The 24,307-nt window shown below is 69.1% G+C and carries 23 protein-coding genes; 14 read left to right on the top strand and 9 right to left on the bottom strand.

The window, feature by feature from the left end:
* Positions 1-15: 15 nt before the first annotated feature.
* The 4 genes from AHIS1636_RS17585 to AHIS1636_RS17570 all read left to right on the top strand — a co-directional run bounded on the left by AHIS1636_RS17585 (position 16) and on the right by AHIS1636_RS17570 (position 4,428).
* Positions 16-717, top strand: a complete 702-nt coding sequence (locus AHIS1636_RS17585; protein ID WP_264797141.1) for a FadR/GntR family transcriptional regulator — start codon at positions 16-18, stop codon at positions 715-717.
* Positions 718-857: 140 nt separating this feature from the next.
* Positions 858-2,177, top strand: a complete 1,320-nt coding sequence (locus AHIS1636_RS17580) for a glucarate dehydratase family protein (protein ID WP_264797140.1) — start codon at positions 858-860, stop codon at positions 2,175-2,177.
* Positions 2,178-2,272: 95 nt separating this feature from the next.
* Positions 2,273-3,688 carry a malate dehydrogenase (quinone) gene (gene mqo / locus AHIS1636_RS17575; protein ID WP_264797139.1) on the top strand — a complete coding sequence of 472 codons (1,416 nt, stop codon included), beginning with the start codon at positions 2,273-2,275 and terminating at the stop codon, positions 3,686-3,688.
* 98 nt (positions 3,689-3,786) lie between these two features.
* Complete coding sequence (locus tag AHIS1636_RS17570) at positions 3,787-4,428, top strand: LysE family translocator (RefSeq protein ID WP_264797138.1); 642 nt, start codon at positions 3,787-3,789, stop codon at positions 4,426-4,428.
* Between the two features lie 126 nt (positions 4,429-4,554).
* Here AHIS1636_RS17570 and AHIS1636_RS17565 read toward each other — a convergent pair whose 3' ends face one another.
* The 4 genes from AHIS1636_RS17565 to AHIS1636_RS17550 are packed head-to-tail and all read right to left on the bottom strand — an operon-like array spanning position 4,555 to position 8,080.
* Entirely contained in the window at positions 4,555-4,959 is a 405-nt protein-coding gene (locus AHIS1636_RS17565) for a universal stress protein (RefSeq protein WP_264797137.1), read from the bottom strand.
* Positions 4,956-6,491: a tripartite tricarboxylate transporter permease gene (locus tag AHIS1636_RS17560; protein ID WP_264797136.1), complete on the bottom strand. Its 1,536-nt coding sequence runs from the start codon at positions 6,489-6,491 to the stop codon at positions 4,956-4,958. Before AHIS1636_RS17560 ends, AHIS1636_RS17565 begins: the two co-directional genes overlap by 4 nt.
* A gap of 22 nt (positions 6,492-6,513) precedes the next feature.
* Positions 6,514-7,050 (bottom strand): tripartite tricarboxylate transporter TctB family protein, encoded by a 537-nt coding sequence (locus tag AHIS1636_RS17555; protein WP_264797135.1) that lies wholly within the window; start codon positions 7,048-7,050, stop codon positions 6,514-6,516.
* Positions 7,051-7,081: 31 nt separating this feature from the next.
* Positions 7,082-8,080, bottom strand: a complete 999-nt coding sequence (locus AHIS1636_RS17550) for a Bug family tripartite tricarboxylate transporter substrate binding protein (protein ID WP_264797134.1) — start codon at positions 8,078-8,080, stop codon at positions 7,082-7,084.
* Positions 8,081-8,225: 145 nt separating this feature from the next.
* Here AHIS1636_RS17550 and AHIS1636_RS17545 point away from each other — a divergent pair, with 145 nt between their 5' ends.
* The 5 genes from AHIS1636_RS17545 to AHIS1636_RS17525 all read left to right on the top strand — a co-directional run bounded on the left by AHIS1636_RS17545 (position 8,226) and on the right by AHIS1636_RS17525 (position 14,298).
* Positions 8,226-9,110, top strand: a complete 885-nt coding sequence (locus AHIS1636_RS17545; protein ID WP_264797133.1) for a LysR family transcriptional regulator — start codon at positions 8,226-8,228, stop codon at positions 9,108-9,110.
* Between the two features lie 135 nt (positions 9,111-9,245).
* The gene (gene kdgD, locus AHIS1636_RS17540) at positions 9,246-10,196 is read left to right on the top strand and encodes a 5-dehydro-4-deoxyglucarate dehydratase (RefSeq protein ID WP_264797132.1); all 951 of its coding nucleotides are present in this window, start codon (positions 9,246-9,248) and stop codon (positions 10,194-10,196) included.
* Positions 10,197-10,295: 99 nt separating this feature from the next.
* The gene (locus AHIS1636_RS17535) at positions 10,296-11,897 is read left to right on the top strand and encodes an aldehyde dehydrogenase (NADP(+)) (protein WP_264797131.1); all 1,602 of its coding nucleotides are present in this window, start codon (positions 10,296-10,298) and stop codon (positions 11,895-11,897) included.
* 3 nt (positions 11,898-11,900) lie between these two features.
* The gene (locus tag AHIS1636_RS17530) at positions 11,901-13,229 is read left to right on the top strand and encodes an enolase C-terminal domain-like protein (RefSeq protein ID WP_264797130.1); all 1,329 of its coding nucleotides are present in this window, start codon (positions 11,901-11,903) and stop codon (positions 13,227-13,229) included.
* 121 nt (positions 13,230-13,350) lie between these two features.
* Positions 13,351-14,298, top strand: a complete 948-nt coding sequence (locus tag AHIS1636_RS17525; RefSeq protein ID WP_264797129.1) for an AEC family transporter — start codon at positions 13,351-13,353, stop codon at positions 14,296-14,298.
* A gap of 23 nt (positions 14,299-14,321) precedes the next feature.
* Here the strand turns inward: AHIS1636_RS17525 and AHIS1636_RS17520 are convergent, their stop codons facing one another.
* Both AHIS1636_RS17520 and AHIS1636_RS17515 read right to left on the bottom strand, forming a co-directional pair.
* Positions 14,322-15,368, bottom strand: a complete 1,047-nt coding sequence (locus AHIS1636_RS17520; RefSeq protein ID WP_264797128.1) for a Gfo/Idh/MocA family protein — start codon at positions 15,366-15,368, stop codon at positions 14,322-14,324.
* A gap of 10 nt (positions 15,369-15,378) precedes the next feature.
* On the bottom strand, positions 15,379-16,164 hold the full coding sequence (locus tag AHIS1636_RS17515; RefSeq protein WP_264797127.1) for an IclR family transcriptional regulator: 786 nt from the start codon (positions 16,162-16,164) through the stop codon (positions 15,379-15,381).
* Between the two features lie 181 nt (positions 16,165-16,345).
* Here AHIS1636_RS17515 and AHIS1636_RS17510 point away from each other — a divergent pair, with 181 nt between their 5' ends.
* From AHIS1636_RS17510 to AHIS1636_RS17500, 3 genes are read left to right on the top strand one after another with little or no spacing between them, the layout of a single operon-like run.
* Positions 16,346-17,065: a CoA transferase subunit A gene (locus AHIS1636_RS17510; RefSeq protein ID WP_264797126.1), complete on the top strand. Its 720-nt coding sequence runs from the start codon at positions 16,346-16,348 to the stop codon at positions 17,063-17,065.
* Between the two features lie 25 nt (positions 17,066-17,090).
* A complete protein-coding gene (locus AHIS1636_RS17505) occupies positions 17,091-17,783 on the top strand; it encodes a CoA transferase subunit B (protein WP_264797125.1) in 693 nt (230 codons plus the stop codon).
* Positions 17,780-18,970: an acetyl-CoA acetyltransferase gene (locus AHIS1636_RS17500; protein ID WP_264797124.1), complete on the top strand. Its 1,191-nt coding sequence runs from the start codon at positions 17,780-17,782 to the stop codon at positions 18,968-18,970. Before AHIS1636_RS17505 ends, AHIS1636_RS17500 begins: the two co-directional genes overlap by 4 nt.
* Before the next feature lie 93 nt (positions 18,971-19,063).
* Here the strand turns inward: AHIS1636_RS17500 and AHIS1636_RS17495 are convergent, their stop codons facing one another.
* Positions 19,064-20,344, bottom strand: coding sequence for a Glu/Leu/Phe/Val family dehydrogenase (locus AHIS1636_RS17495; protein WP_264797123.1), 1,281 nt, complete (start codon positions 20,342-20,344; stop codon positions 19,064-19,066).
* Positions 20,345-20,626: 282 nt separating this feature from the next.
* Here AHIS1636_RS17495 and AHIS1636_RS17490 point away from each other — a divergent pair, with 282 nt between their 5' ends.
* Complete coding sequence (locus AHIS1636_RS17490; protein ID WP_264797122.1) at positions 20,627-21,406, top strand: VOC family protein; 780 nt, start codon at positions 20,627-20,629, stop codon at positions 21,404-21,406.
* A gap of 90 nt (positions 21,407-21,496) precedes the next feature.
* On the opposite strand, the gene AHIS1636_RS17485 is transcribed toward AHIS1636_RS17490, so the two are convergent.
* Both AHIS1636_RS17485 and AHIS1636_RS17480 read right to left on the bottom strand, forming a co-directional pair.
* Positions 21,497-21,871 carry a cupin domain-containing protein gene (locus AHIS1636_RS17485; RefSeq protein WP_264797121.1) on the bottom strand — a complete coding sequence of 125 codons (375 nt, stop codon included), beginning with the start codon at positions 21,869-21,871 and terminating at the stop codon, positions 21,497-21,499.
* Positions 21,872-22,068: 197 nt separating this feature from the next.
* Positions 22,069-22,683, bottom strand: a complete 615-nt coding sequence (locus AHIS1636_RS17480; protein ID WP_264797120.1) for a flavodoxin family protein — start codon at positions 22,681-22,683, stop codon at positions 22,069-22,071.
* Positions 22,684-22,863: 180 nt separating this feature from the next.
* Between AHIS1636_RS17480 and AHIS1636_RS17475 the strand changes: the two genes are divergently transcribed.
* A complete protein-coding gene (locus AHIS1636_RS17475; RefSeq protein ID WP_264797119.1) occupies positions 22,864-24,258 on the top strand; it encodes an NAD-dependent succinate-semialdehyde dehydrogenase in 1,395 nt (464 codons plus the stop codon).
* Positions 24,259-24,307: the final 49 nt, after the last annotated feature.

Below are 24,307 nucleotides of genomic sequence, written 5' to 3'. Positions count from 1 at the left end.
AAGACCAGCAGAGCGATGAAACCGAACCTGACCGCCACCCTGGTCGATGAGCTGCGCCGCCGCATTGTGGACGGCGAAATTGCGCCCGGCGAGAAGCTCCCGAGCGAGAACACGCTGATCGCCGAGCACGGTGTCAGCCGCACCGTGGTGCGCGAAGCGATCACCCGGCTGCAGGCGGAAGGTTTGGTGCACACCCGGCGCGGCAGCGGCAGCTTCGCGCTCACGCCTCCCTCGGCCGGGGACGCCCCGCAGCTTCCGGTCCGGCCGGTGCGCACCCTCCGGGAGCGCCAGCAGCTGATGGAATACCGGATCGGCATCGAGAGCGAGGCGGCCGCCCTTGCGGCTGCCCGCTCCACCAGGACCCAGCGAGCCGCGCTGCGCAGCACGCTGGATGCCTTCAGCCGCGCGGAGGGGAATCCGGCCGAGGCGCTGAGCAAGGACTTCGACTTCCACCGCACCATCGCCGAAGCCAGCGGCAACCCTTACCTGGCCGACGCGGTCGGCGGGCTCGGTCCCGCCATGATCGCCATGCCCCGGCACCGGCTGGACCGCAGCGGCACCGAAGCCGAGGCCACCCGGCTGGCCCAGGTCTCCGCGGAACACGAGGCCGTCCTGGCAGCCCTCGAGTCCGGCGATGCGCAGGCAGCCGCCGCGGCCATGCGCACCCATCTGGCCAACTCCAAGCGGCGGCTCGAGCAGGAATCCGGCGGCCGCTGAGGAACTGCCGCCCTCAGGGCACCGATACCAATCCGGCATCGTTCGGTGCATAAGTGATCTTGGACACGCATCACTGCCGCGATTAGCGTGAAGTGCATCTTGCGCCCTCCCGGGCTCTTTCGTGAAAGGACTTCCGCCCCATGTCTGTCGCCGACGCCGCGCCCGTCACCGGTCTCTCCTCCGAGCACCTCGGCCAGGTTGCCATCACGGGCATCACGATCACGCCGGTGGCGTTCGCGGATCCGCCGCTGCTGAACACCGTCGGGGTGCATGAGCCGTTCGCGCTCCGGGCGATCGTCCAGGTCCATACCGACGCCGGCGTGACCGGTCTCGGCGAAACCTATGGCGACGCCGGCCACCTCCAGCGGCTGCACCTCGCCGCGGAAGCACTCACCGGCGCCGACGTCTTCAACATCAACCGGATGCGCCAGGCCGTCGCCCGCGCGCTGGCGGCCGATACCGTGCAGGGCGGCCACGGCATGTCCGGCATGGTCACCGGCTCCTCCACGGCCGACCGGGTCCTGTCCCCCTTCGACGTCGCCGCCCTCGATATCCAGGGCAAGCTCCTCGGCCGCCCGGTCAGCGACCTGCTCGGCGGCGCCGTCCGCGATTCCGTGGCGTTCAGCGGCTACCTGTTCTACAAATGGGCCACCCACCCCGGCTTCGAGCCGGACCCGTGGGGCCCGGCCCTGGATCCGGACGGCATTGTTGCCCAGGCCCGCACCATGGTCGACGGCTACGGCTTCAGCGCGCTCAAGCTGAAGGGCGGCGTGTTCGCACCGGACCAGGAAGTCGCCGCGATCAAGGCGCTCCGCGAGGAGTTTCCGGACCTGCCGCTGCGCCTGGACCCCAACGCCGCCTGGACCGTCGAGACCTCGATCAAGGTCGGCAAGGAACTCGACGGCGTCCTCGAATACCTCGAGGACCCGACCCCCGGCATCGAGGGCATGGCCGAAGTCCGCGCCAACGTGCCCATGCCGCTGGCCACCAACATGTGCGTCGTCTCCTTCAACGACGTGCCGCCGGCCATCGCCGCCGGAGCCGTCGACGTCATCCTTTCCGACCACCACTTCTGGGGCGGCCTGCGCCGCTCCCAGACCCTGGCCGGCCTCACCGAGACCTTCGGCCTGGGCCTGTCCATGCACTCCAACTCCCACCTGGGCATCTCCCTGGCCGCCATGGTCCACCTCGCCGCGGCCACGCCCAACCTCGACTACGCCTGCGACACCCACTGGCCCTGGAAGAAGGGCGACGAGGACATCGTCGCCCCCGGCGCCCTCACCTTCACCGACGGCGCCGTAGCGGTGCCCACCGCCCCCGGCCTCGGCGTCGAACTCGATGCGGACAACCTCGAAAAGCTGCACCGCCAGTACCTGGACTGCGGGCTGACCAGCCGGGACGACACGGGCTACATGCAGCGCATCGATCCGGACTACACCCTCGAAAGCCCCCGCTGGTAGCCCGCGCACGGCAGGCCACCGGCGCGGCGACCATCGGCACGAGCCTCTAGCTGCGGAGAATCTTGATGAAACCACACCCGCCATCGATGGACCCCATGTCCGATGGATTCGACGCCGTCATCGTCGGCGCGGGGATCATGGGTGCCACCCTGGCCAGCCTGCTGGTCCGGCTCGAGCCGGGGTGGCGAATTGCCGTGCTCGAGCGGTTGCCGGAGGCCGGGCTGGAGAGCTCCCATGCCTGGCACAACGCCGGCACCGGGCACGCCGGGCTGTGCGAGTTCAACTACACGCCCCGCACGTCCGACGGCGGGGTGGACATTTCCAGCGCGCTGAGGATCAATGCGCAGTTCCGGCAGTCCCGCCAGTACTGGGCGCACCTGGCCGCGGAGGGAGGCCTCGGGGACCCGGCCGGCTTCATCCGCGCGGTCCCGCACTTCAGCTTCGCCCACGGGCCCCGCGGGGTGGAGTACCTGCGCGCCCGCCACTGTGCCATGGCGGGCCGGCCGCCGTTCGCGGCGATGGAGTACTCCGAGGATCCGGCGGTGCTGGCCCGCTGGCTGCCGCTCATGTTCGCCGGCCGGGAACCCGGCGGGCAGGTGGCCGCAACCCGCGTGGCGGACGGCACCGACGTCGACTACGGCGTCCTGACCCGGCGGCTGCTGGCCGATGCCGCCGCCGGCGGGGCAGAGACAAGGCTGCGCGAGGAAGTCACCGGGCTGGCCCGGGAGCGCGGCCGCTGGCTGGTCACGTCCCGCTCGCCGGGGCGCGTCCGGAGCCTTTCGGCCCGCTACGTCTTCCTGGGCGCGGGCGGGGCAACGCTGCCCCTGCTGCAGCTGGCGGGGGTGCCGGAGACCCGCTCCTTCGGCGGATTCCCGATCAGCGGCTGCTTTTACCGGACCTCGAAGCCCGAACTGGTGGCGCGCCACCGGGCCAAGGTCTATGGCCACGCGGCCGACGGCGCCCCGCCCATTTCCGTGCCGCATCTGGACACCCGCGTGGTCGATGGCCGGGAGTACCTGATGTTCGGTCCCTACGGCGCCTTCTCCCCGCGGTTCCTCAAGTCCGGTTCGCTGCTGGACCTGCCGCGTTCCATCCGCCCGGCCAACCTGCCGACGCTGCTTTCCGCGGCCCGCGACAACGCCGGACTGGTGGCCTACCTGGTGCGGCAGATCCTGCAGACCCCGCGGGCGAGGTTCGCCGAGCTGCGCCGCTTCGTTCCCGACGCCGACCCGGCGGACTGGGAGTGGATCACGGCCGGCCAGCGCGTGCAGGTCGTCAAGAGGGTCAAGGGCAGGGGAACGATCGCTGGCTTCGGCACCGAGGTCGTGACCTCAGCGGGCGGCTCGCTCGCCGCGCTGCTCGGCGCATCGCCCGGCGCCTCCGCCTCGGTTCCCATCATGCTGGACGTGCTGCAGGCCAGCTTCCCCGAGCGCTTCCCGGCGTGGGCGGACAAGGTGCGCGGCATGATCCCGTCCTTCGGGGAGGAAACGGAGCGGACCTCGAAGGCCTGACGTGCCTTAAGCGGGCGCCTGCCGCGAGGACCGCCGCCGCTCCCCCGCGCCTTCCGGCCGCGGCGGGAGGTCCCGGCTCCGGCCGTAACATGGACGGCATGAGTGTGGAACAGGCCCTGTTGTCCTTCGCCGTGGTCGCGGCCCTGCTGACCATCATTCCGGGCCTGGACACGATCCTGGTGCTGCGCGCTTCCATCGCCCAGGGACGCCTGCACGGCTACGCCACGGCGCTGGGCATCAACGCCGGCGCCATGGCCTGGGGTGCGGCCGCCGCCGTCGGCGCATCGGCCCTGCTGGCCGCGTCCGAGACCGCCTTCACGGTGCTCCAGTTCGCCGGCGCCGCGTACATGATCTGGCTGGGCGCCACCATGCTGTGGAGGTCGTTCCGCCGCGGCCCCGTCAAGAACCTGGAGGATCCGCAGGCCCACCCGGGGCGCGGCGGCCTCCTGCTCTCCTGGGCCAAGGGGGCCGGGACCAACCTCCTGAATCCCAAGGTCGGCGTGTTCTATATCGCCATGATCCCGCAGTTCATCCCCGAAGGCGCCCCTCCCCTAGCCATGGGCATCGCGCTGGCCGGCGTGCACAACCTGCTCGGCCTGGCCTGGTTCTCGCTGATCATCAACGGCACCCACCTGGTCCGCGGGAAGCTCCAGCGCCCGGGCTTCGTCCGCGCCACGGACCGGGTCACCGGCCTGGCCCTGGTCGGCTTCGGCGCCTCGCTGGCCTTCAAGGGGCGCTGAGTCCGGACACACCGGCACGGCCACGGCACGGGCACGGGCACGGGCACGGGCAGCGGCGCGACGGGTCATTAAACGGATGGTGCCGGACGGTTATCCCGCCCGGCACCATCTGCTTTCCCTCCCGGGTCAGTGCCCGTCCTGGTCGGCCTTCACTGCCAGCACCGGCCGGTCCGCCTGTAGGAGGATCCGCTGGGCGTGCGATCCCATGATGAACTTGCCCACCTGGCTGCGCTGGCGCAGCCCGATGACGATCAGCGACACGTCGTGGGCCTCGGCCAGCGTCAGCACCTCATCGGCCAGGTCGTCCGAGTGGGTGGACTGCAGGACCGAGGATTCGACGCCGGCTTCCGATGCCGCCGCGGTGATGCGCTCCAGGTCGGCGTCGGAAGCTACCGATTTGTCGACCAGGGCTCCCTCGCGGACCGAGTTAACCACGAACAGCTTCTCGCCGCGCAGTTTGGCTTCGGCGATGGCGGCGCGGGCGGCCGCCTCGCCCACGGGAGTGGGGACGTATCCAACGAGGATGCTCATACTGTTTCCTTGGCTTTCTGTGACGTGGAGGTTACGAGGGCGTGGTTCGCCTTCCGCTTGGCCAGCAGGGACTGGATCATCGGCCAGACAGCGACGAAGACGAAGATCACCAGCAGGGTGGCCGAGATCGGGCGGCCGAAGAAACCGCCCAGGTCGCCGTTGAGCACCAGCAGGGAGCGGCGCAGGTTGGCTTCCAGGAGCGAGCCGAGCACGAACGCCAGGACCAGCGGCCCGGGCTCGAACCCGAACTTCTTCATCAGGTAGCCGATGATGCCGAAGGCGACGACCAGCACGACGTCGAACATCGAGTTGTTGATCGTATAGGCGCCCAGCATGGTGATCAAGGCGGTGACCGGTGCCAGGATGGCGGCGCGGACGCGGAGGATCTTGACGAAGATGCCGACGAGCGGGATGGACATGATCAGCAGCAGGATGTTGCCGATGTACATCGAGTTGACCACGCCCCAGAACAGGTCCGGGTGCTGGTCCACCAGCTGCGGTCCGGGGGTGACGCCCTGGATCAGCAGCGCGCCGAACATCAGCGCCATGGTGGCGTTGGCCGGGATGCCCAGCGTCAGCAGCGGGATGAAGGAGCTGGTCGCGGCGGCGTTATTGGCGGTCTCGGGAGCGGCGACGCCTTCGACGGCGCCCTTGCCGAAGCGCTCGGGGTTCTTGGACCGCTTCTTTTCCAGGGCGTAGGCCGCCAGCGAGGAGATGGTCGCGCCGCCGCCGGGCAGGATCCCGAGGAAGAACCCGAGGACCGAGCCGCGTCCGATGGCGCCGGAGGACTGCTTCAGGTCGGCGCGCGAGGGCCAGACGTTGGCCACCTTGGCCGGTGCCTTGGCCGCGCGGTGGCGCTCTTCCAGGTTGTAGAGGATCTCGCCGAGGCCGAACAGGCCCATGGCGACGGGGACGAAGTCGATCCCGTCCGCCAGGTCCAGGTTGCCGAAGGTGAAGCGCTCGGCGCCGGTGAAGACGTCGCGGCCCACGGTGGCCAGCAGCAGGCCGAGGGCCGCCGCGATCAGGGCCTTGGTCTTGCTGCCGTTGCTGATGGTGGCGACCAGCAGAATGCCCAGGAGGGCCAGCGCGGCATACTCGGGCGGACCGAAGTCCAGGGCGAAGCCGGCGACGATGGGGGCCAGGAAGGTCAGGCCGACGATGCCGATCGTGCCGCCGACGAAGGAGCCGATCGCGGCGATGCCGAGGGCGGTGCCGGCCTTGCCCTGCTTGGCGAGCTGGTAGCCGTCGAAGACGGTGACCACGGAGCTGGCCTCGCCGGGCAGGCGCAGCAGCACGGAGGTGATGGTTCCGCCGTACTGGGCGCCGTAGAAGATGCCGGCCAGCATGATGATGGCGGTGACGGGATCGATGCCGTAGGTCAGCGGCAGCAGGATGGCGATCGTGGCCGCGGGGCCGAGGCCCGGCAGCACGCCGATCAGCATGCCGATGACGACGCCGAGCAGGCAGTACAGAAGGTTGGTGGGAGCCAGTACGACGCCGAAGCCGTCCAGCACCGGTTGCAGGAAGTCCATGCGTGGAGCCTTTCTAGGACCGTTAGAACAGGTGGGGGATGGTGGTCCCCAGGCCCAGGATGAAGATGCCGTAGAACGCCGCGACAACCAGGACGGAGTAGAGCACGGCCGAGCGCCACGTTTCGCCGCCGAGGAACTTCATCCAGATGAAGCTCAGCAGCAGGGACGGGATCTCGAAGCCGATGACGGGCATCAGCGCCACGAGGCCGATGAGGGTGGCGGCGCCGAAAAGCACGAGCCAGGACAGGCGGGAGAACTTCTCGCCCTCCCCGCCTTTCCTGCCGACGACCAGCTGCGCCAGGCCCAGCACCGTAATAACGAGGCTCATGATGAACGGCCACAGTCCCGGCTGGGGCTGGCTGGGCGTGCCCAGTCCCAGCCGGACGGACAGGACAATGCCGATGATGCCCAGCACGGTCGCCACCAGCGACGCGGCGAAGTTGGCGACTGGTCCCGCGGATGGCGGCGCTTCGGCCTCCCACTGGGCAGCGAGCTGCTCCGGGGTAAGGTCCTCGTCCGATTCCGTCGGAACCGGGATCGCTTTGGCTGTCTCATTCATGATGGTGCTCCTGTGGGCCTGGCGCGGCTGATTAGCTCTGCTTCAGGTCGATGTCGTACTCGGCGGTCAGGTCCTTGTACTTCTTCGCGAGTTCGGTCCATTCGGAGATGACTTCCTCGCCGGAGATCTCCTTCGGGGTCAGCAGGTTCTGCTCATTGAACTTCTGGTAGGCCTCGGTCTTGAAGGTGTTCTCGAACGAGGTCTTCAGCCGTTCCTTGACCTCCTCGGGGGTACCCTTCGGCGCAACCATGGCGCGGTACTGGGAAACCGGAATGTCGTAGCCCTCTTCGGTCGCCGTCGGGACGTCCTGCAGGAACTTGTTGCGCTCGGTCGAGAAGACGACGATCGGAACGAGCTTGCCGGCATCGATCTGTGCCTTGGCCTCGCCCAGCTGGACGGTGGCCACCTGCACCTGGTTGCCCAGGACGGCGGTGACGGCCGGAGCCCCGGAGTCGAACGGCACTTCGGTGCCGTTGATCTTGGCCTGCTTCAGCAGCAGGGCCTGGGCCAGCTGGGATCCGGTGCCCACGCCGGTGGTGCCGAAGCTGAGGTTGTCCTTCTTGGTCAGGTCCTCCACGGACTTGACCCCGGCCTCGGGGCTGGCGACCATCACGTAGTCGTCCTGGGACAGCCCGACGATGACGTCAACGTCATCGAGCGACACGGCCTCGGACTCGCTGACGGCGAGCGGAGTGATGGTGACCAGCGAGGCGTTCAGGGTGGCCAGCTCGTAGCCGTCGGCAGGCTTGCCCTGGGTCTCCTTGAGGGCGAGCGCGCCGTTGGCACCCGGCTTGTTGACGACCGGCATGGCTACGCCGAGGTCATCGGAGGCACCCTCGGCGATGGCGCGGGCGATCAGGTCGGTCGAACCGCCGGCTGCGGCGCCAACGGTGACGTTGATCGGCTTGGTCGGGAACTCCTCTTCGGACGCCGAGCCGGAGCCCACGTTGCCGCCGCAGGCCGTCAGCGCCAGGACGGCGGAGGCAGAGGCCAGGCCGACGACGGCCCGGCGGAGGGGAAATGCTTTCACTTCAAAGCTCCTTGATTGATGAACCGCGAAAGGGCGCCGATGCTCAGTGTGAACAAGGTCACGGCGCTTCGGTCACTGAGCTTAGGAAACCACTATGATGCATGTCCAAGCCCAATACTGCATTGAGTAATACCTGGAAGGCATCATGTACACCCTCGACCAAGCCCGCAGTTTCATCGCCGTCGCCGAGGAACTCCACTTCGGCCGGGCGGCCGAACGGCTGCGGATGACCCAGCCGCCGCTCAGCCGCCAGATCCAGAAGCTGGAGCGGAGCATCGGCGTCGACCTCCTGGAACGGGACAACCGCAAGGTCAGCCTGACCGCGGCCGGCCGGGCCTTCCTTGGCGAGGCGCGCCGGCTGGTGATCGCCGCCGACCGCGCACCGGTCACGGCCCGCCGCATCGCCGCGGGCCAGGCCGGCGAACTGCGCATCGGCTTCACCGCGGCGTCGGCCTTCAGCCTCCTGGGCCCGCTGCTGGAACAGATTTCCACCGAACTGCCGGACGTGGACGTGGAGCTGCAGGAACTGGTCACCAGCGAACAGGTCCAGGCCCTGCTCGACGGCGACCTGGACCTCGGGCTGGCCCGCCCGCCCTTCGATACCGAGCGGTTCAAATCCCACCTGCTGCTCTCCGAGGACCTGCAACTGGCGGTGCCGGCCGGCCACGAACTGGACCGGCTCACCCGGCCGGTGGCGGCGGCGGACCTGAAGGACGTCCCGCTGATCATGCATTCGCCCGTCAAGGCCCGCTACTTCTACGACCTGGTGGTCCGGCACATTCCGTTCGAACATGCCAACGTCGTACACGAGGTTAGCCAGGTCCTGACCATGGTGGCCCTCGTCGCCGCCGGGCGCGGGGTCGCCTTCGTCCCGGAGTCCGCCCGGCTGCTCGGCGTCGAGGGCGTGGCGTACCTTCGGCTGGCCGACGTCGCCTCGGACACCGTGGAGCTGCACGCGATCTGGACCAGGGCGGGACACAACCCGGCGCTGCGGCAGCTGCTCGAGGTCGTCTGGGAGCGAACCGCCTGAGCCCGCCGCCGTAATGCCTTTCCTGCATCAATCCATACAAAATAGGGCTTGGACAGGCATCATCAACCCTTCCTAGGGTGGAGGAAACGACCACCCAGACCCGCCGTCCCGGCACCATCGCAAAGGAAGATGCACGTGGCCCAGTACACGCCCCAGGAACTCGCCGACAAGCTCAAGGAAGGCCTGCTCTCCTTCCCGGTCACCGCGTTCGACGCCGACCTGAAGATCGACGAAGCCGCCTACCGCACGCACCTCGCGTGGCAGTCCAGCTTCGACGTCGCCGGGCTCTTCGCCGCCGGCGGCACGGGCGAGGGCTTCAGCCTGACCCCGGAAGAGTCCGCCCGCGTCGTCCGGATGGCCGTGGAAGAAGCCGGCAGCCGCGTGCCGGTGCTGGCCTCCGCCGGCGGCTCCACCGCGCAGGCCATCCAGAACGCCAAGGACGCCGAAGCCGCCGGGGCCGAGGGCCTCCTGCTGCTGCCGCCGTACCTCACCGAGTGCGACCAGGCCGGCCTGCTGGCCCACGTCTCCGCCGTCTGCTCCGCTACCAGCATCGGCGTCATCGTCTACAACCGCGCCAACGCCGTCTACTCCGCGGACACCGTCGCGAAGCTGGCGGACCGCCACCCGAACTTCATCGGTTTCAAGGACGCGCTCGGCGACATCGAGCACCTCACCAAGGTCTACGCGAAGAACGGCGACCGGCTGTTCTACCTCGGCGGCCTGCCCACCGCCGAGACCTTCGCCCTGCCGCTGCTGCAGCTGGGCATGAGCACCTACTCCTCCGCGATGTACAACTTCGTGCCGGAGTTCGCGCTCGAGTTCTACCGCGACGTGCGCAACCAGGACCGCGTCGCCGTCAACGAGAAGCTGAACCGCTTCGTGCTGCCCTACCTGGACATCCGCGACCGTGCCAAGGGCTACGGCGTCTCCATCGTCAAGGGCGGCCTGAAGGCTATCGGCCGCGACGCCGGCTCCGTCCGCCCGCCGCTGCAGGACCTGACCGAGCAGGACGTCGCGGACCTGTCCGCCCTGATCGACGCCGCGGGCGTCCGCCCGCGGGACGCCGCCATGGCACAGCCTGCCTGAATAACGACGTCGAAAGCGGCCGCCCGCCCCGGGCGGCCGCTTTCCGCCCGGTCCGGGACCGGACGCCAGACCCCACCCACCGCAGAAGGAGTACCCCCGATGCCCACGACAGAAACCACGCTGGCCGGCCAGTCGATCATTGCCGGCGAGCAGGTGGCCGGCAACGGCCGCACCATGAACGGCTTCGACCCGCGCACCAACGAGGTCCTGGAACCGGCCTACTCGCTGATCGACGTCGACCAGCTCGCCGCCGCCACCGCCGCCGCCGAAGAGGCCTTCGAGAGCTTCAGCTCGCTCGACCCGGAAACCCACGCCGCCTTCCTCGAGATGATCGCGGACAACATCGAGGCCTCCGGCGCTGAGCTGGTCGAGCGTGCAATGGCCGAGACCGGCCTGCCGGAGGCCCGGCTGAACGGCGAGCGCGGCCGCACCACCGGCCAGCTGCGCCTCTTCGCGCAGGTCGTGCGGCAGGGCGACCACCGCGGCGTGCGGATCGACCCGGCACAGCCCGAGCGCCAGCCGATGCCCCGCGTGGACATCCGCCAGCGCAAGGTCGCCCTCGGCCCGGTCGCGGTCTTCGGCGCCAGCAACTTCCCGCTCGCCTTCTCCACCGCCGGCGGCGACACCGCCTCCGCGCTGGCCGCCGGCTGCCCGGTGGTCTTCAAGGCCCACAACGCCCACCCGGGCACCAGCGAGATCGTCGGCCGGGCGATCACCGACGCCGTGCGCGACAGCGGCCTGCACCCCGGCGTCTTCTCCCTGGTCTACGGCCCCGGCACCAGCATCGGCCAGGCCCTGGTCGCCGACCCGGCGATCAAGGCCGTGGGCTTCACCGGATCCCGCTCCGGCGGCACCGCCCTGATGGCGACCGCCGCGGCCCGCCCCGAACCCATCCCGGTCTACGCCGAGATGAGCTCCATCAACCCGGTCTTCTTCTTCGACGGCGCGCTCAAGGGCGACCTCGAGGCGCTGGCCCAGGCCTACACCGCCTCCGTCACCGGCTCCAGCGGCCAGCTCTGCACGGCCCCCGGCCTGGTCTTCGTGCCGGCCGGCGAGACCGGAGACCGCTTCGCCGCCGCCGTCAACCGCGCCCTCGCCACGGCACCGGGCCAGACCATGCTCACCAAGGGCATTGCCGAGTCCTGGCAGACCGGCGTGGAGGCGCTCGGCTCCCAGGCCGGTGTCGAACTCGTGGCCAAGGGACAGGACGGCGAGACCGAGAACGCCCCCGCCCCGACCGTCTTCGGCACCACGGTGGACACCTTCCTGTCCAACCAGGTCCTGCACGACGAGATCTTCGGCGCGGCCTCGCTGATCATCCGCTACGCCTCGGCCGAGGAACTCGTCGCCGCCGCCCGCCGCCTCGAAGGCCAGCTGACCGCCACGCTGCACCTGACGGACGAGGACCACGCCACCGTGGCCCCGCTGCTGCCGGTCCTGGAGCGCAAGGCCGGACGCATCCTCGCCAACGGCTGGCCCACCGGCGTCGAGGTCGGGCACGCGATGGTCCACGGCGGCCCGTTCCCGGCCACGTCGGATTCGCGTACGACGTCGGTCGGCACCTTGGCGATCGAACGTTTCCTCCGGCCCGTGGCGTACCAGAACATTCCGGACGGCCTGCTGCCGGCCCCGGTTCAGGACGCGAATCCGTGGCGGCTCAACCGCCGCGTCGACGGCACCGTCAAGCGCGCGGGAGAGTAACGGATGAGCACCCAGCCAACCATCGCCGCCGTCGAGGTCGTCCCGGTCGCCGGGCATGACTCGATGCTCCTGAACCTCTCCGGCGCGCACGGGCCGTTCTTCACCCGCAACGTCGTCATCATCACCGACTCCGAGGGCCGCACCGGCCTGGGCGAGGTGCCCGGCGGCGAGAAGATCCGGGCCACCATCGAGGACGCCGGCCGGATCATCAGCGGCCAGCCGGTGGCCCGCTTCCGCTCCCTGCTCCGCGACATCGCCACTGCGTTCGCGGACCGCGACTCGGGCGGCCGGGGCCTGCAGACCTTCGACCTGCGGACCACCGTGCACGCGGTGACCGCCGTCGAGTCCGCCCTGCTGGACCTGCACGGGCAGTTCCTCGGCGTGCCGGTGGCCGAGCTGCTCGGGGACGGGCAGCAGCGCTCGGCGGTGCCGATGCTCGGCTACCTCTTCTACGTCGGCAACCCGGACAGCACGGACCTGCCCTACCTGCGCGAGCCCAACGGCGCCGACGACTGGGAGCGGGTGCGCCGCGAGGAGGCCATGACTCCTGCCGCGGTTGTCCGGCTTGCCGAGGCCGCGCAGGCCCGCTACGGCTTCCAGGACTTCAAGCTCAAGGGCGGGGTCCAGGCCGGCGACCTCGAGGTCGACGCCGTGACCGCGCTGAAGGAGCGCTTCCCGGACGCCCGGATCACCCTGGATCCGAACGGCGGCTGGCTGCTGCAGGACGCCATCCGGCTGGGCAAGCGGATGCGCGGCGTCGTCGCCTACGCGGAGGACCCGTGCGGCGCCGAGGGCAAGTTCTCCGGCCGCGAGGTCATGGCCGAGTTCCGCCGGGCCACCGGGCTGCAGACCGCGACCAACATGATCGCCACGGACTGGCGGGAAATGTCGCACGCGGTGCGCTCGAACGCCGTCGATATTCCCTTGGCCGATCCGCACTTCTGGACCATGGCCGGGTCCGTCCGCGTGGCGCAGCTGTGCCACGAATTCGGACTCACCTGGGGCTCGCATTCGAATAACCACTTCGATATCTCGCTGGCCATGTTCACCCACGTCGGTGCCGCCGCGCCGGGCGAGATCACCGCGCTGGACACGCACTGGATCTGGCAGGACGGGCAGGGCCTGACCCGCGACCCGCTGCTGATCCGCGACGGCGAGATCAAGGTGCCGGACGCCCCCGGACTCGGCATCGAGCTGGACCGCGAACGGCTGGCCGAGGCGCATGCCCTGTACCTGGAGCACGGACTCGGCGCCCGCGACGACGCCGTCTCCATGCAGTACCTGGTGCCGGGCTGGGAGTTCGATCCCAAGCGTCCCTGCCTGGTCCGCTAGCCACCATAAGCCGGAGCCCGTCCGCAAAGACGGGCTCCGGCTTGTTTGTGCCCCAACCCAGTGAAGATCAGCTGTCCGGCCGGCCCCTTCGGCCGGACGGCGCCGTGACCGAGGAGGTCTGTTGGAAGGCGTACTGCTCGGTTTCGGAGTAGTCCTGGCGCTGGTCGCCGTCGGTTTCGGCGCGGCGGCGCTGCTCCCGCAGCAGACTCCGGCCATGCAGAAGGGCCTGACACCGGCCATCTACTACATCACCAACCCCGCGCTGATGTTCATCCTGCTCGCCGAGACCGACCTGGCCGCCGTCATCGGCGTCTACACGCCGATCGCGCTGATCACGGCCGCGCTGGCCGGCGGCCTCTACGCGCTGGTTGCCCGGCTGGTGCTGCGGCGGTCCGGGGCGCGGACCGCCGTCGGCGCCATGGCCGCTTCGTACGTGAACGCCGGCAACATCGGCATCCCGATTGCGCTCTACGCGGTGGGCAGCTCGGCACCCGTGGTCTCCGTGCTGCTGGCGCAGCTGCTGGTCATCGCGCCGGTGTACCTGTCCCTCTTCGCCTGGAGCGCCCGCAACCGTACGGCAGCTAACGACGGCGCCACCGCGCCGCTCGGCCGCACCCTGGTCAAGTCCATCGCCAACCCGGTCACCGTAGCCACCGCCGCCGGCGCCCTCATGTCGGTGACCGGGCTGCACCTGCCCGAGGTGCTCTGGACCCCGGTCGAGATGCTGGGCCACGCCTCCATTCCGATGCTCCTGATGCTCTTCGGCATGAGCCTCTACGGGCAGAAGCCGCTCTCCGAGCGCCGCGTGCGGGCCGACGTCGCCCTCGGCTCGATCATCAAACTCGCGCTGATGCCCCTGATCGCGTGGGCCGTGGCCCGCTTCCTCTTCGGGGTCGACGGCGTGCAGCTGCTCGGCGTCGTCATCATGGCCGCCCTGCCGACGGCCCAGAACGTTTTCCTGTTCTCCAGCCAGTTCGGAATCCGGTCCACCCTCGTGCGCGACATCATCCTCCTCAGCTCGCTGCTATCCCTGCCCGCCGTCCTGCTCGTGGCCCTGCTGCTCGGCTGACGGGCCCGGCGGGGCCGGGACTCTCAGCCTTCCTGGTTCTGGCGGTGGACTTCCTCGATGACCCGAATGGCCGCCAGGGCGTCCGCCGGGTCCACCGGTACGGGCCCGCCGTGGCTGATGGCGTCGGCCAGCAATCGGTAGAACTCGGTGTAGGCCCCGCGTTCGGAAGGCACTTTCCGCGTCCGCCCGGGCGTTCCAACTGTGGCCCAGCGCTCTTCAGGTTCTGTTCCGTACCCGTCCGATCCCGGCACGACTCCGGCACGGAGCGCTGCCTCCTGTCCGTCCAGGCCCCACGAAGTGAATGCGCCAGAGGAGCCGAGCACGTGGAAACGCGGCGCCGGTAGTGCGGAAATGAGGTTCATGGTGAGCCGCGAGCGCACGCCCGATTCGTGGAGTATCGAGACAAAGACATCCTCGTCGGTGCCGGCCCCCGGCGTGTGGCGGGCGGTCTCCCCGTAGACCCGCATGGCCGGGCCGAACAACGTGAGTGCCTGGTCAATCAGGTGCGAGCCGAGGTCGAAGAGCATCCCGCCGCCCTCGGCTACATCCGCCGTGGCCTTCCAGTCCCGCAGCCCCTCCGGCTTCCAGCGTTCGAACCGCGACTCCAAAGTGTGCACCTTGCCCAGCACGCCGTCCCCGATGAGTTTGGACAGGGTCAGGAAATCCGAATCCCACCGGCGGTTCTGGAAAACGGAAAGAACGACGCCGGCCTGGCGGGCCTGGGCCATGAGCTGCTCGCCTTGCGTGCTGACCGGGACAAAGGGCTTGTCCACGACGACGTGGAGTCCGTGGCGGATCGCTGCCTCGGCTAGCACGTAGTGGTTGGCAGGCGGAGTAGCCACCACCACGAGGTCCAGCCCCTCGGAACCGGCAAACAGCTCAGCCGAATCCGGGACAATCCGGGCTCGCGGATGGTCGGTCGCTGCCTGCTCCGCCCGGCCGGGGTTGGCCGTCACGATGGCGTCCAGGGAATAGGCGCTGCTGGCGGCGAGGAAGGGCGCGTGGAAGACCCGGCCGGAAAGGCCATAGCCGATCACGGCTGTGCGGAGAGGACGCGGAGCCACTGACATTCTTCAGATGCTACCGGGACTGGGGCTCCTTCAGCTGCTGGGTGATCTTGTGGGCCTCCTCGAGCAGCAGCTTCCCAAGCATCTCCTGCCGCTCCGGGCGGAAGCGCTGCTCGATGCCGGTCAGCGAGAGCGCCCAGGCAGGCTGGCCGTTCCGGTCGAAGACCGCCGCGCCCATCCCCCAGCTGCCTTCGAGGATGAGCCCGGGGTTCACGGTGTAGCCGGCACGCCGGGTTGCCTCGAGGTTGGCCCGGATGCTCTCCGCCGAATGGGCCGGACCAAACCGCTCCACCCGGGCGCCGCCGTCGTCAAGCAGACGATCCACCTCTTCCTCCGGGAGGAAGGCCATGATCGCCAGCCCGGCGGAGGCCACGCCCAAGGGGAAGCGGACGCCCTCGTGCAGCACGAAGGAGCGCACGGGGAAGCTGCCCTCCACCCGGACCAGGCAGACCGTCTCGTCGCCGCGGCGGATCGACAGGAAGGCGCTCTCCCCGGTCTCGTCCGCCAGCCGCTGCAGGCTCGGCCTGGCGAGGTCCTCGATCGCGTACCGGCCGGCGGCCACGGCGCCCATCACGTACAGCTCCGGCCCCAGGTGCCAGGTGTTGGTTTCGGTGTTGTGGTCCAACAGCCCTTCCGCGGCCAGCGAATTCAACAGACGATAGACGGTAGGCCGGGTGAGGCCGGCCGCGTCGACAATATCCGGCAGCGCGGCGCCGGTTTCCGGAGCCCGCCCGACAATGCGCAGCAGCCGCGCAACACGGGAGACGACCTGTGCACCCTGAACCGGTTTTTCCGCCATGATCCGCCCTTCAATCCATAATGTGGACAACCTTCCGCAACCCGTCCACAGTATGAATAGTAGTCTGATCGGTCGGTTGACGCTCTCCTGATTGTGACGCTAGTCTCCATGGAAACCCGCTGTCCACAAGATGGACAGCCCAGCTCCCGGCCCGCGCCGGAGACTCAACGAGGAGGAAGCAATGTCCAAACTGATTCCAGGAGCGGCCGACGCGCTGGCGGGCGTGCTGCACGACGGCATGAGCATCGCCGTCGGCGGTTTCGGCCTCAGCGGCATCCCCGCGGACCTGATCGACGCCGTGCGCGACTCCGGCGTGAAGGACCTGACCATCATCTCCAACAACATGGGCGTGGACGGCAAGGGCCTGGGCGTCCTGCTCGAGGGTGGCCAGGTGCGCAAGGTGCTCGGCTCCTACATCGGCGAGAACAAGCTCTGCGCCGAGCAGTTCCTGGCCGGCAAGCTGGAGGTGGAATTCAACCCGCAGGGCACCCTCGCCGAGCGGCTGCGCGCGGGCGGCGCCGGTATCCCCGCCTTCTATACCAAGACCGGCGTCGGCACCCAGATCGCCGAGGGCAAGCCGCACGCCGAGTTCGACGGCGAGCTCTACGTCCAGGAGCGCGGGATCGTCGCCGACCTGGCACTCGTGCATGCCCACACCGCGGACACGGACGGCAACCTCATCTACCGGTACACCGCCCGGAACTTCAACCCGGTGGTAGCCACCGCAGGCAAGGTCACGGTGGCCGAGGCCGAGGTCATCGTCGAGCCCGGCCAGCTCGATCCGAACAACATCGTCACCCCCGGCGTTTTCGTCCAGCGGCTCATCAAGGCCACGGACCGCACCAAGCACATCGAAAAGCTGACCACCCGCCCCCGGCCCGCCGCCGTCGTCGGCGCCTGAAGCTGCGAACGCAAGGAGAGAAACCATGGCCTGGACACGAGACCAGATGGCGGCCATCGCGGCCACCGAACTGAACGACGGCGACTACGTCAACCTCGGCATCGGCATCCCCACGCTGGTGGCCAACAACCTGCCCGAGGGTACGCGCGTGGTGCTGCAGAGCGAGAACGGCCTGCTCGGCATGGGCCCGTTCCCGTATGAGGGCGACGAGGACCCGGACCTGATCAACGCCGGCAAGCAGACCGTCACCGTGCTGCCCGGCGGCTCCATCTTCGACTCCGCCGCCAGCTTCGGCATGATCCGCGGCGGGCACGTCAAGGTGGCCATCCTCGGCGCCATGCAGGTATCCGGCGCCGGCGACCTGGCCAACTGGACCATCCCGGGCAAGATGGTCAAGGGCATGGGCGGCGCGATGGACCTGGTCGCCGGCACCCCGCGCGTGGTGGTGCTGACCGAGCACGTCGCCAAGGACGGCAGCCCGAAGATCGTCACCGAGTGCTCGCTGCCGCTGACCGGCGTGCGCGTGGTGGACCGGATCATCACGGACCTTGCGGACTTTGACATTAACGACGACGGCGGGACGCCCCGGCTGGTGCTCAAGCAGCTCGCCGACGGCGTCACGCTTCAGGAGGTCCGGGAGAAGACCGAGGCGGAGTTCGAGCTCTCCCCCGAACTGGCGGCGCAGCTCGAGAACGTCCTGGAAGGAACCAACAAGTGAGCCTGAAAGAACAGTTCGGCAAGGACATCCTGCTCACCGGCTGGGGCCACTCCTCTTTCGGCAAGCTGGCCGACGAGACGCTCGAATCCCTGATCGTCGGTGTCGCCACCGAGGCGATCGCCAACGCCGGGCTGGAGCCGGGGCAGATCGACGAGGTCTACCTGGGCCAGTTCAACTCCGGCATGGTGCCGCTGGGCTTCGCGTCCTCGCTGGCGCTGCAGGTGTCCGACCAGCTGGCGAACGTCCCGGCCACGCGCGTCGAGAACGCCTGCGCCTCCGGCTCGGCCGCCCTGCAGCAGGGCGCGAAGGCGCTCCTGGCCGGGACCGCGCGGAACGTGCTGGTGATCGGCGCCGAGAAGATGACGCACGCCGGGGCTGACGTCGTCGGCGCAGCGTTGCTCGGCGCGGACTACGAGGCCGCCGGCAAGCCCTCCTCCACCGGGTTCGCCGGCCTCTTCGCCGAGACCGCCAAGCACTACGAAAAGCAGCACGGCCCGGTCGGCGACGTGCTCGGCTCCATCGCGGCGAAGAACCACCGCAACGGCGTCGCCAACCCGTACGCCCAGCTGCGCAAGGACCTCGGCGAGGACTTCTGCCGGACCGTCTCGGACAAGAACCCGGTGGTCGCCGAGCCGCTGCGCCGCACGGACTGCTCCCCCGTCTCGGACGGAGCCGCCGCCGTCGTGCTCAGCGCCGGCCCCGCACCGGCCAGCGCCGCCGCCGCTCCCGTCCGGCTCGCCGGCTTCGGCCACGCGAACGACTTCATGCCCGCGGCCAAGCGCGATCCGATCGCCTTCGCCGGCAGCGTCGCCGCCTGGCAGCGTGCGCTCGGCATGGCCGGCGTCGAGCTGGAGGACCTGGACCTGGCCGAAGTGCACGACTGCTTCACCATTGCGGAGCTGATCATGTACGAAGTCATGGGCCTCGCCCCGGCCGGCGGAGGCCGCCGCGCCATCGAGGAAGGCTGGGTCTACCGGGACGGCAAGCTGCCGGTCAACCTCTCCGGCGGACTCAAGGCCAAGGGCCATCCGGTCGGCGCCACCGGCGTCTCCCAGCACGTGGTCGCGGCCATGCAGCTCTCCGGCACGGCCGGCGAGATGCAGCTGCCCGGCGCCCGCCGCGCCGCCGTGCACAACATGGGCGGCCTCGCAATCGCCAACTACGTGAGCGTGCTCGAAGCCGTCTAATCGGTTGGTCCCAGGGAAGGGGCACCGGATCTCCCATCGCGGAGATCCGGTGCCCCTTCGCTTTCCCGGGCTTACCCTCGGCTGCGCGTGCGGTTAGGGGTAGAGGCCCCTGGTGAGGTGGGCTTCGGCCACGCGCTCCACGGCCGTCACGGTTGCGGCCTCGCGAAGGGTGATGCGGCGGGCCTTGGAGACCGCCAGTACGTTCTCCCACGCGGCCAGCATCCGGCGGGCCAGCCGGTCCTCCACCTCGTCCGCGGTCCACCAGTAGGCCTGGTTGCCCTGCACCCACTCGAAGTAGGAGACGATGACGCCGCCTGCGTTGGCCAGGATGTCGGGCACCACCAGGATGCCGTTGGCCTGCAGGATGGCATCGGCCTCGCCCGTAGTCGGTCCGTTGGCGCCTTCCACCACGACCTTGGCCCGCACCCGCCCGGCGTTGCCTGCGTGCAGGACGCCTTCGACGGCGGCCGGAACGAGCAGGTCCACGTCCAGTTCCAGCAGGGCGGCCGCATCCATCGGTTCAGCCCCGGCGAAACCAACCACGCTGCCTGTCAGCTCGACGTGCTCCGCGAGCGCCGGAACGTCGATTCCCCCCGCGGCGTAGACGGCCCCGTACTGGTCGCTGATGGCCTGCACTTTGACGCCAGCTTCAGCCAGGAAGGCGGCCGCGCCGGCGCCGACCTTGCCGAAGCCCTGGACGGCCGCGCTGCTGCGGCGCGGTTCCAGTCCGTTGTGGGCCAGGGCGGCGAGCGCAATCTGGACCACTCCGCGCGAGGTGGCGCTCGGCCGGCCCAGCGATCCGCCCACGCTCACCGGCTTGCCGGTGACCACGCCGGGCACGGTGTAGCCGACGTTGACCGAGTAGGTATCCATCATCCAAGCCATGGTCCGCTCATCGGTGCCAATATCCGGAGCCGGAATGTCCTTCTCGGGACCGATGATCGGCAGGATCTCGGAGGTGTAGCGCCGCGTGACGCGCTCGAGTTCGCGGACCGAGTAGTTGCGCGGGTCGATCGTGATGCCGCCCTTGGCCCCGCCATAGGGCACATCCAGCAGGGCGCACTTCCAGGTCATCCACATCGCCAGCGCCCGCACTTCGTCCAGGTCCACTGCCGGGCTGAAGCGCAGTCCGCCTTTGGCCGGGCCGCGGGAGAAGTTGTGCTGCACGCGGTAGCCGGTCAGCACTTCTACCGCCCCGTTGTCGCGGTGCAGCGGGATGGAGACGGTCATTTCCCGCCGCGGGCTGGCGAGCAGCCGGTGCAGTCCGGCGCCGTAGTCGAGCGTCTCCACGGCGGCGGCAAGCTGGGCCTGCGCGTCCGCCAACGGGCCGGTCGCCGTACTTGGGCTGGGTGTTGCTAAGAGTTCTGTCGTCATTGACATGCGTCCTCAAGGTCAAACAGGATAGGTACCCCTCGACGCTATGGGCCACGCTTCAACCTGTCAGTGTGGCAGCGCACACACGGACGGCATCCTCGCTGTGCAAAAGAACGGCTGCGCAGAAGAACGACGGCGCCATCCACCCTGGCGGCACCCGTCCCCTCGGGTGGGCGGGCAGTACTGCCGGCGGGACTCCCGGACCATTGCCGGTGTCAGTGACCGCCGCTAGAGTCACTGCTGTCCGTACCTCCCAATGTTTATCAATGACAGGAGTACCGCATGCCCACGCCCAAAATCGAGAACGGCGCACCCTGCTGGATCGACCTCATGACCGCCAATCCGGAACAGGCCAGGGACTTTTACCAGCAGCTGATGGGCTGGACCTACGAAACCGGAGACGAAGAAAAGTACGGCGGCTACATCATGGCCCTCAAGGACGGCAGGCCGGTAGCCGGCATGATGAAGAACGACGGGCAGTCCGGCTACCCCGACGTTTGGAGCACCTACCTGCGGGTGGAGGACATCAACGCCGCAGCCGAGGCCGCGGCCGCTGCCGGCGGACAGGTCTACGTGCCGCCGATGGAGGTCCCGGAGCAGGGGCACATGGCCATGTTCGGCGACGCCGGCGGAGCGGCCGTCGGCGCATGGCAGTTCGGCGGAATGACCGGGTTCGAGGTCCACGACGAAGCCGGGGCGCCCGTGTGGCACGAACTGCAGACGCGCAACTACCCGGCCGCCGTGAAGTTCTACCAGGACGTCTTCGGCTGGCAGACCGACGTCATGAGCGACACTGAAGAGTTCCGCTACACCACCCTGGGCGCGGGCGACGGCGCGCGAGCCGGCATTCTGGACGCCGCCGCCTTCCTGCCCGAGGGCGTGCCCTCCAATTGGCAGGTCTACTTCGGCGTCGAGAATGTCGATGCCGCGATCGAAACGGCCGTGGGCCTGGGCGGACGGCTGCTGCAGCCGGCGGAAGACACCCCGTTCGGCAGGATGGCGACGCTCGCCGATCCCACCGGAGCCGTGTTCCGCATCAACGAGGTCCGGCCCGGCGCCTGACCCTGCCGTTGATCCAGCCCGCCTGCCGTCCTGATCCGCCCGTCTTGATGCGGGTCAGGACGGCGCCGCACCGCAATGTCCGGCCCGAGCTCAGGCCTCCTTGGCGTACTCCGCCGCGCTGAGGAACTCGTAGCCCACCCATGGCTCGTCCCCTTCGACCCAGGCGTCGTGGCCGGGCGGGATGGAGTAGGAGTGGCCCGCCTTGATCGTGGCGCGGCTTCCGTCCGACAGTTCCACGGTGAGCGTGCCGGAGGTGCAGATGCCCACGTGGTTGTTCTGGCAGGAGTCCGTCTTGACGACCGGCTTGATGCAGTCGGACCACCGCCAGCCGGGCTGGAAGCGGAAACGGCCCAGCGTGTAGCCGCTGACGCTCAGCACATCCACTTCACTCTTGTCCGGACGGCGCTTCTCGTCCGGCTCGTCGAAGGACCGGGATTCCAGGCTCGAAACTGTATTGGCAGGCATGACGATTGCCCCTTGGCGTGGCATCGGCCGCAGTGGAAACGGTTCCCGAGGGCGCGGCCCGGACCGTATCGGGAGCGTGGATCCGCTGCTTCCCCAGGCCGCGGAACGGACAATCAGCGGCTCGACAGAGCACAGCACAAAGGTTCCTCCGCTGCGGCGGCTTTGTCGAGCACCAGCTTTGGGGGTCCGGCAGCCCGTCAGCCGGCCGGATACGGCGACGATTTCAGCGCCCGGGCGAGGTGGGCCGCATTGCGCGCCGCCATGGCCGTTGCACCCGCGATCGGCTCCGGCGTCTCCGGCAGGTCCTGGAAGTCCGTCCCCTGCATGGCTTCGCCCACCCAGTAGGTCGCGCCTTGCGCCGGAATGGTGAAGCCGACGTCGCAAAGAGCCTGGTACAGCTCAGCCTTGACGTGGTGCGCTCCGTCTTCGTTGCCAACGACGGCGACCACTGCCACCTTGTCGAACATGCTCAGCCGGCCTTTTTCATCCGTCTCGGACAGTTCGGCGTCCAGCCGCTCCAGCACACGCTGCGCCACGCTGGCAGGGTGCCCGAGCCAGATGGGCGTAGCGAGCACCAGGATGTCCGCCGCCAGCAGGCGCTGCCGAATGGCGGGCCACTCATCCCCCTCGCCCATATCCGTCTGGACGCCGGGCTTGACGTCGTGGTCCACCACGCGGATCAGGTCGCACTCCACATCGTGCGTGGACAACTGCTGGACGATCTGGCGAGCGAGCAGCTCGCTGCTCGACGGTTTGGGTGACGGAGTCAGCGTGCAGACGAGGGCGAGGGCTTTCAGCTGTGCGGCATCCATAAGCCCATTGTGGGCTTATGGATGCCGGGCCGGAACACCCCAAGTCCGGAAGCCGCCGTCGTCCGTTCCCTTACAGCGGAACGTAACGGACTTCACAGGACCGGCCGGACGGTACATGATTATGGGGAGAGGTCGGGATAGCCTGTGCCCGGCTGCCATCAACAAAAGGAGACAGTTCCCGTGACTGCCACGTCGACCACCCAGCCCGGTTACCGCGTGCTCAATCCGGCCACCGGCGAGGTGGTGGAGGAGTTCCCGACCGCCACCGATGCCGAGATCCAGGACGCGCTGGCCAGGTCCCAGGAGGCCTTCCAGTCCTGGAAGGAAGTGCCCATCGCCGAACGTGCCAAGATCGTGGCCAAGGTCGCCGACCTGTTTACCGAGCGGGCCGATGAGCTCGCCGCCATCATCACCGAGGAAATGGGCAAGCCGCTCTCCCAGTCCAAGGGCGAGGCCGAGTTCTGCACGGACATCTTCAAGTACTTCGCGACCGAGGGCCCGGGCCTGGCCGCGGACCAGGAGATCAAGGCGATCGGCGGCGGCCGCGCCCTCATCCAGCGGCTGCCCGTCGGCCCGCTGCTGGGCATCATGCCTTGGAACTACCCGTACTACCAGGTGGCCAGGTTCGCCGCGCCCAACCTGGTGCTGGGCAATACCATCATCCTCAAGCACGCCGAGTCCTGCCCGCGGTCGGCGCTGGCGATCCAGCAGATCATGGACGACGCCGGCGTCCCGGCCGGCGCGTACATCAACGTGTTCGCCACGCATGAGCAGATCGCGGACATCATCGCGGACCCGCGCATCCAGGGCGTCTCGCTGACCGGCTCCGAGCGGGCCGGCGCCATCATCGGCGAACTGGCCGGCAAGAACCTGAAGAAGGCCGTGCTCGAGCTCGGCGGCTCCGACCCCTACGTGGTGCTGGACGCCGAGGACGTCCCGGCCGCAGCGGCAGCGGCCTGGGAGTTCCGGATGGAGAACACCGGCCAGGCCTGCAACTCCAACAAGCGCATGATCGTCATGGACGACATCTATGACGGCTTCGTCGCGGAACTGGCCAAGCAGGCCAAGGACCTCAAGCCCGGCAACCCGGCCGAGGAAGCCGAGGGCACCTTCGCCCCGCTGTCCTCCCGCGCCGCGGCCGAAGCCCTGGCCGAACAGCTCAAGGACGCGGTCAACAAGGGCGCCACCCTGCACGCGGGCGGCCAGCTGCAGGACGGCCCGGCGGCCTACATCGCCCCCGCCGTCCTCACCGGCGTCACCCCCCAGATGCGCGCCTACACCGAAGAACTCTTCGGCCCGGTCGCCGTGGTCTATAAGGTCTCCTCCGACGAGGAAGCCCTCAAGCTGGCCAACGACACCCAGTACGGCCTCGGCGGCGCTGTCTTCAGCACGGATGAGGAACGCGCCCGGAGGATCGCCCAGCAGCTCGAGGTCGGCATGGCCAACGTCAACGGCGTCGGCGAAGGCGCGGACATCCCCTTCGGCGGCGTCAAGCGCTCCGGCTTCGGCCGAGAACTCGGCCCGCTCGGCATGGACGAGTTCGTCAACAAGCGCCTTTTCTACATCGGCGACTAGCAACAGCACCATCGGCGAGGGCGGCCGGCCTCCATGCGGGCCTGCCGCC

This window comes from Arthrobacter mangrovi, from assembly GCF_026011795.1.
Classification (GTDB): domain Bacteria; phylum Actinomycetota; class Actinomycetes; order Actinomycetales; family Micrococcaceae; genus Crystallibacter; species Crystallibacter mangrovi.
The sequence above is the reverse complement of the archived record's forward strand: the minus strand, read 5'-3'. Positions and strand labels throughout refer to the sequence as shown.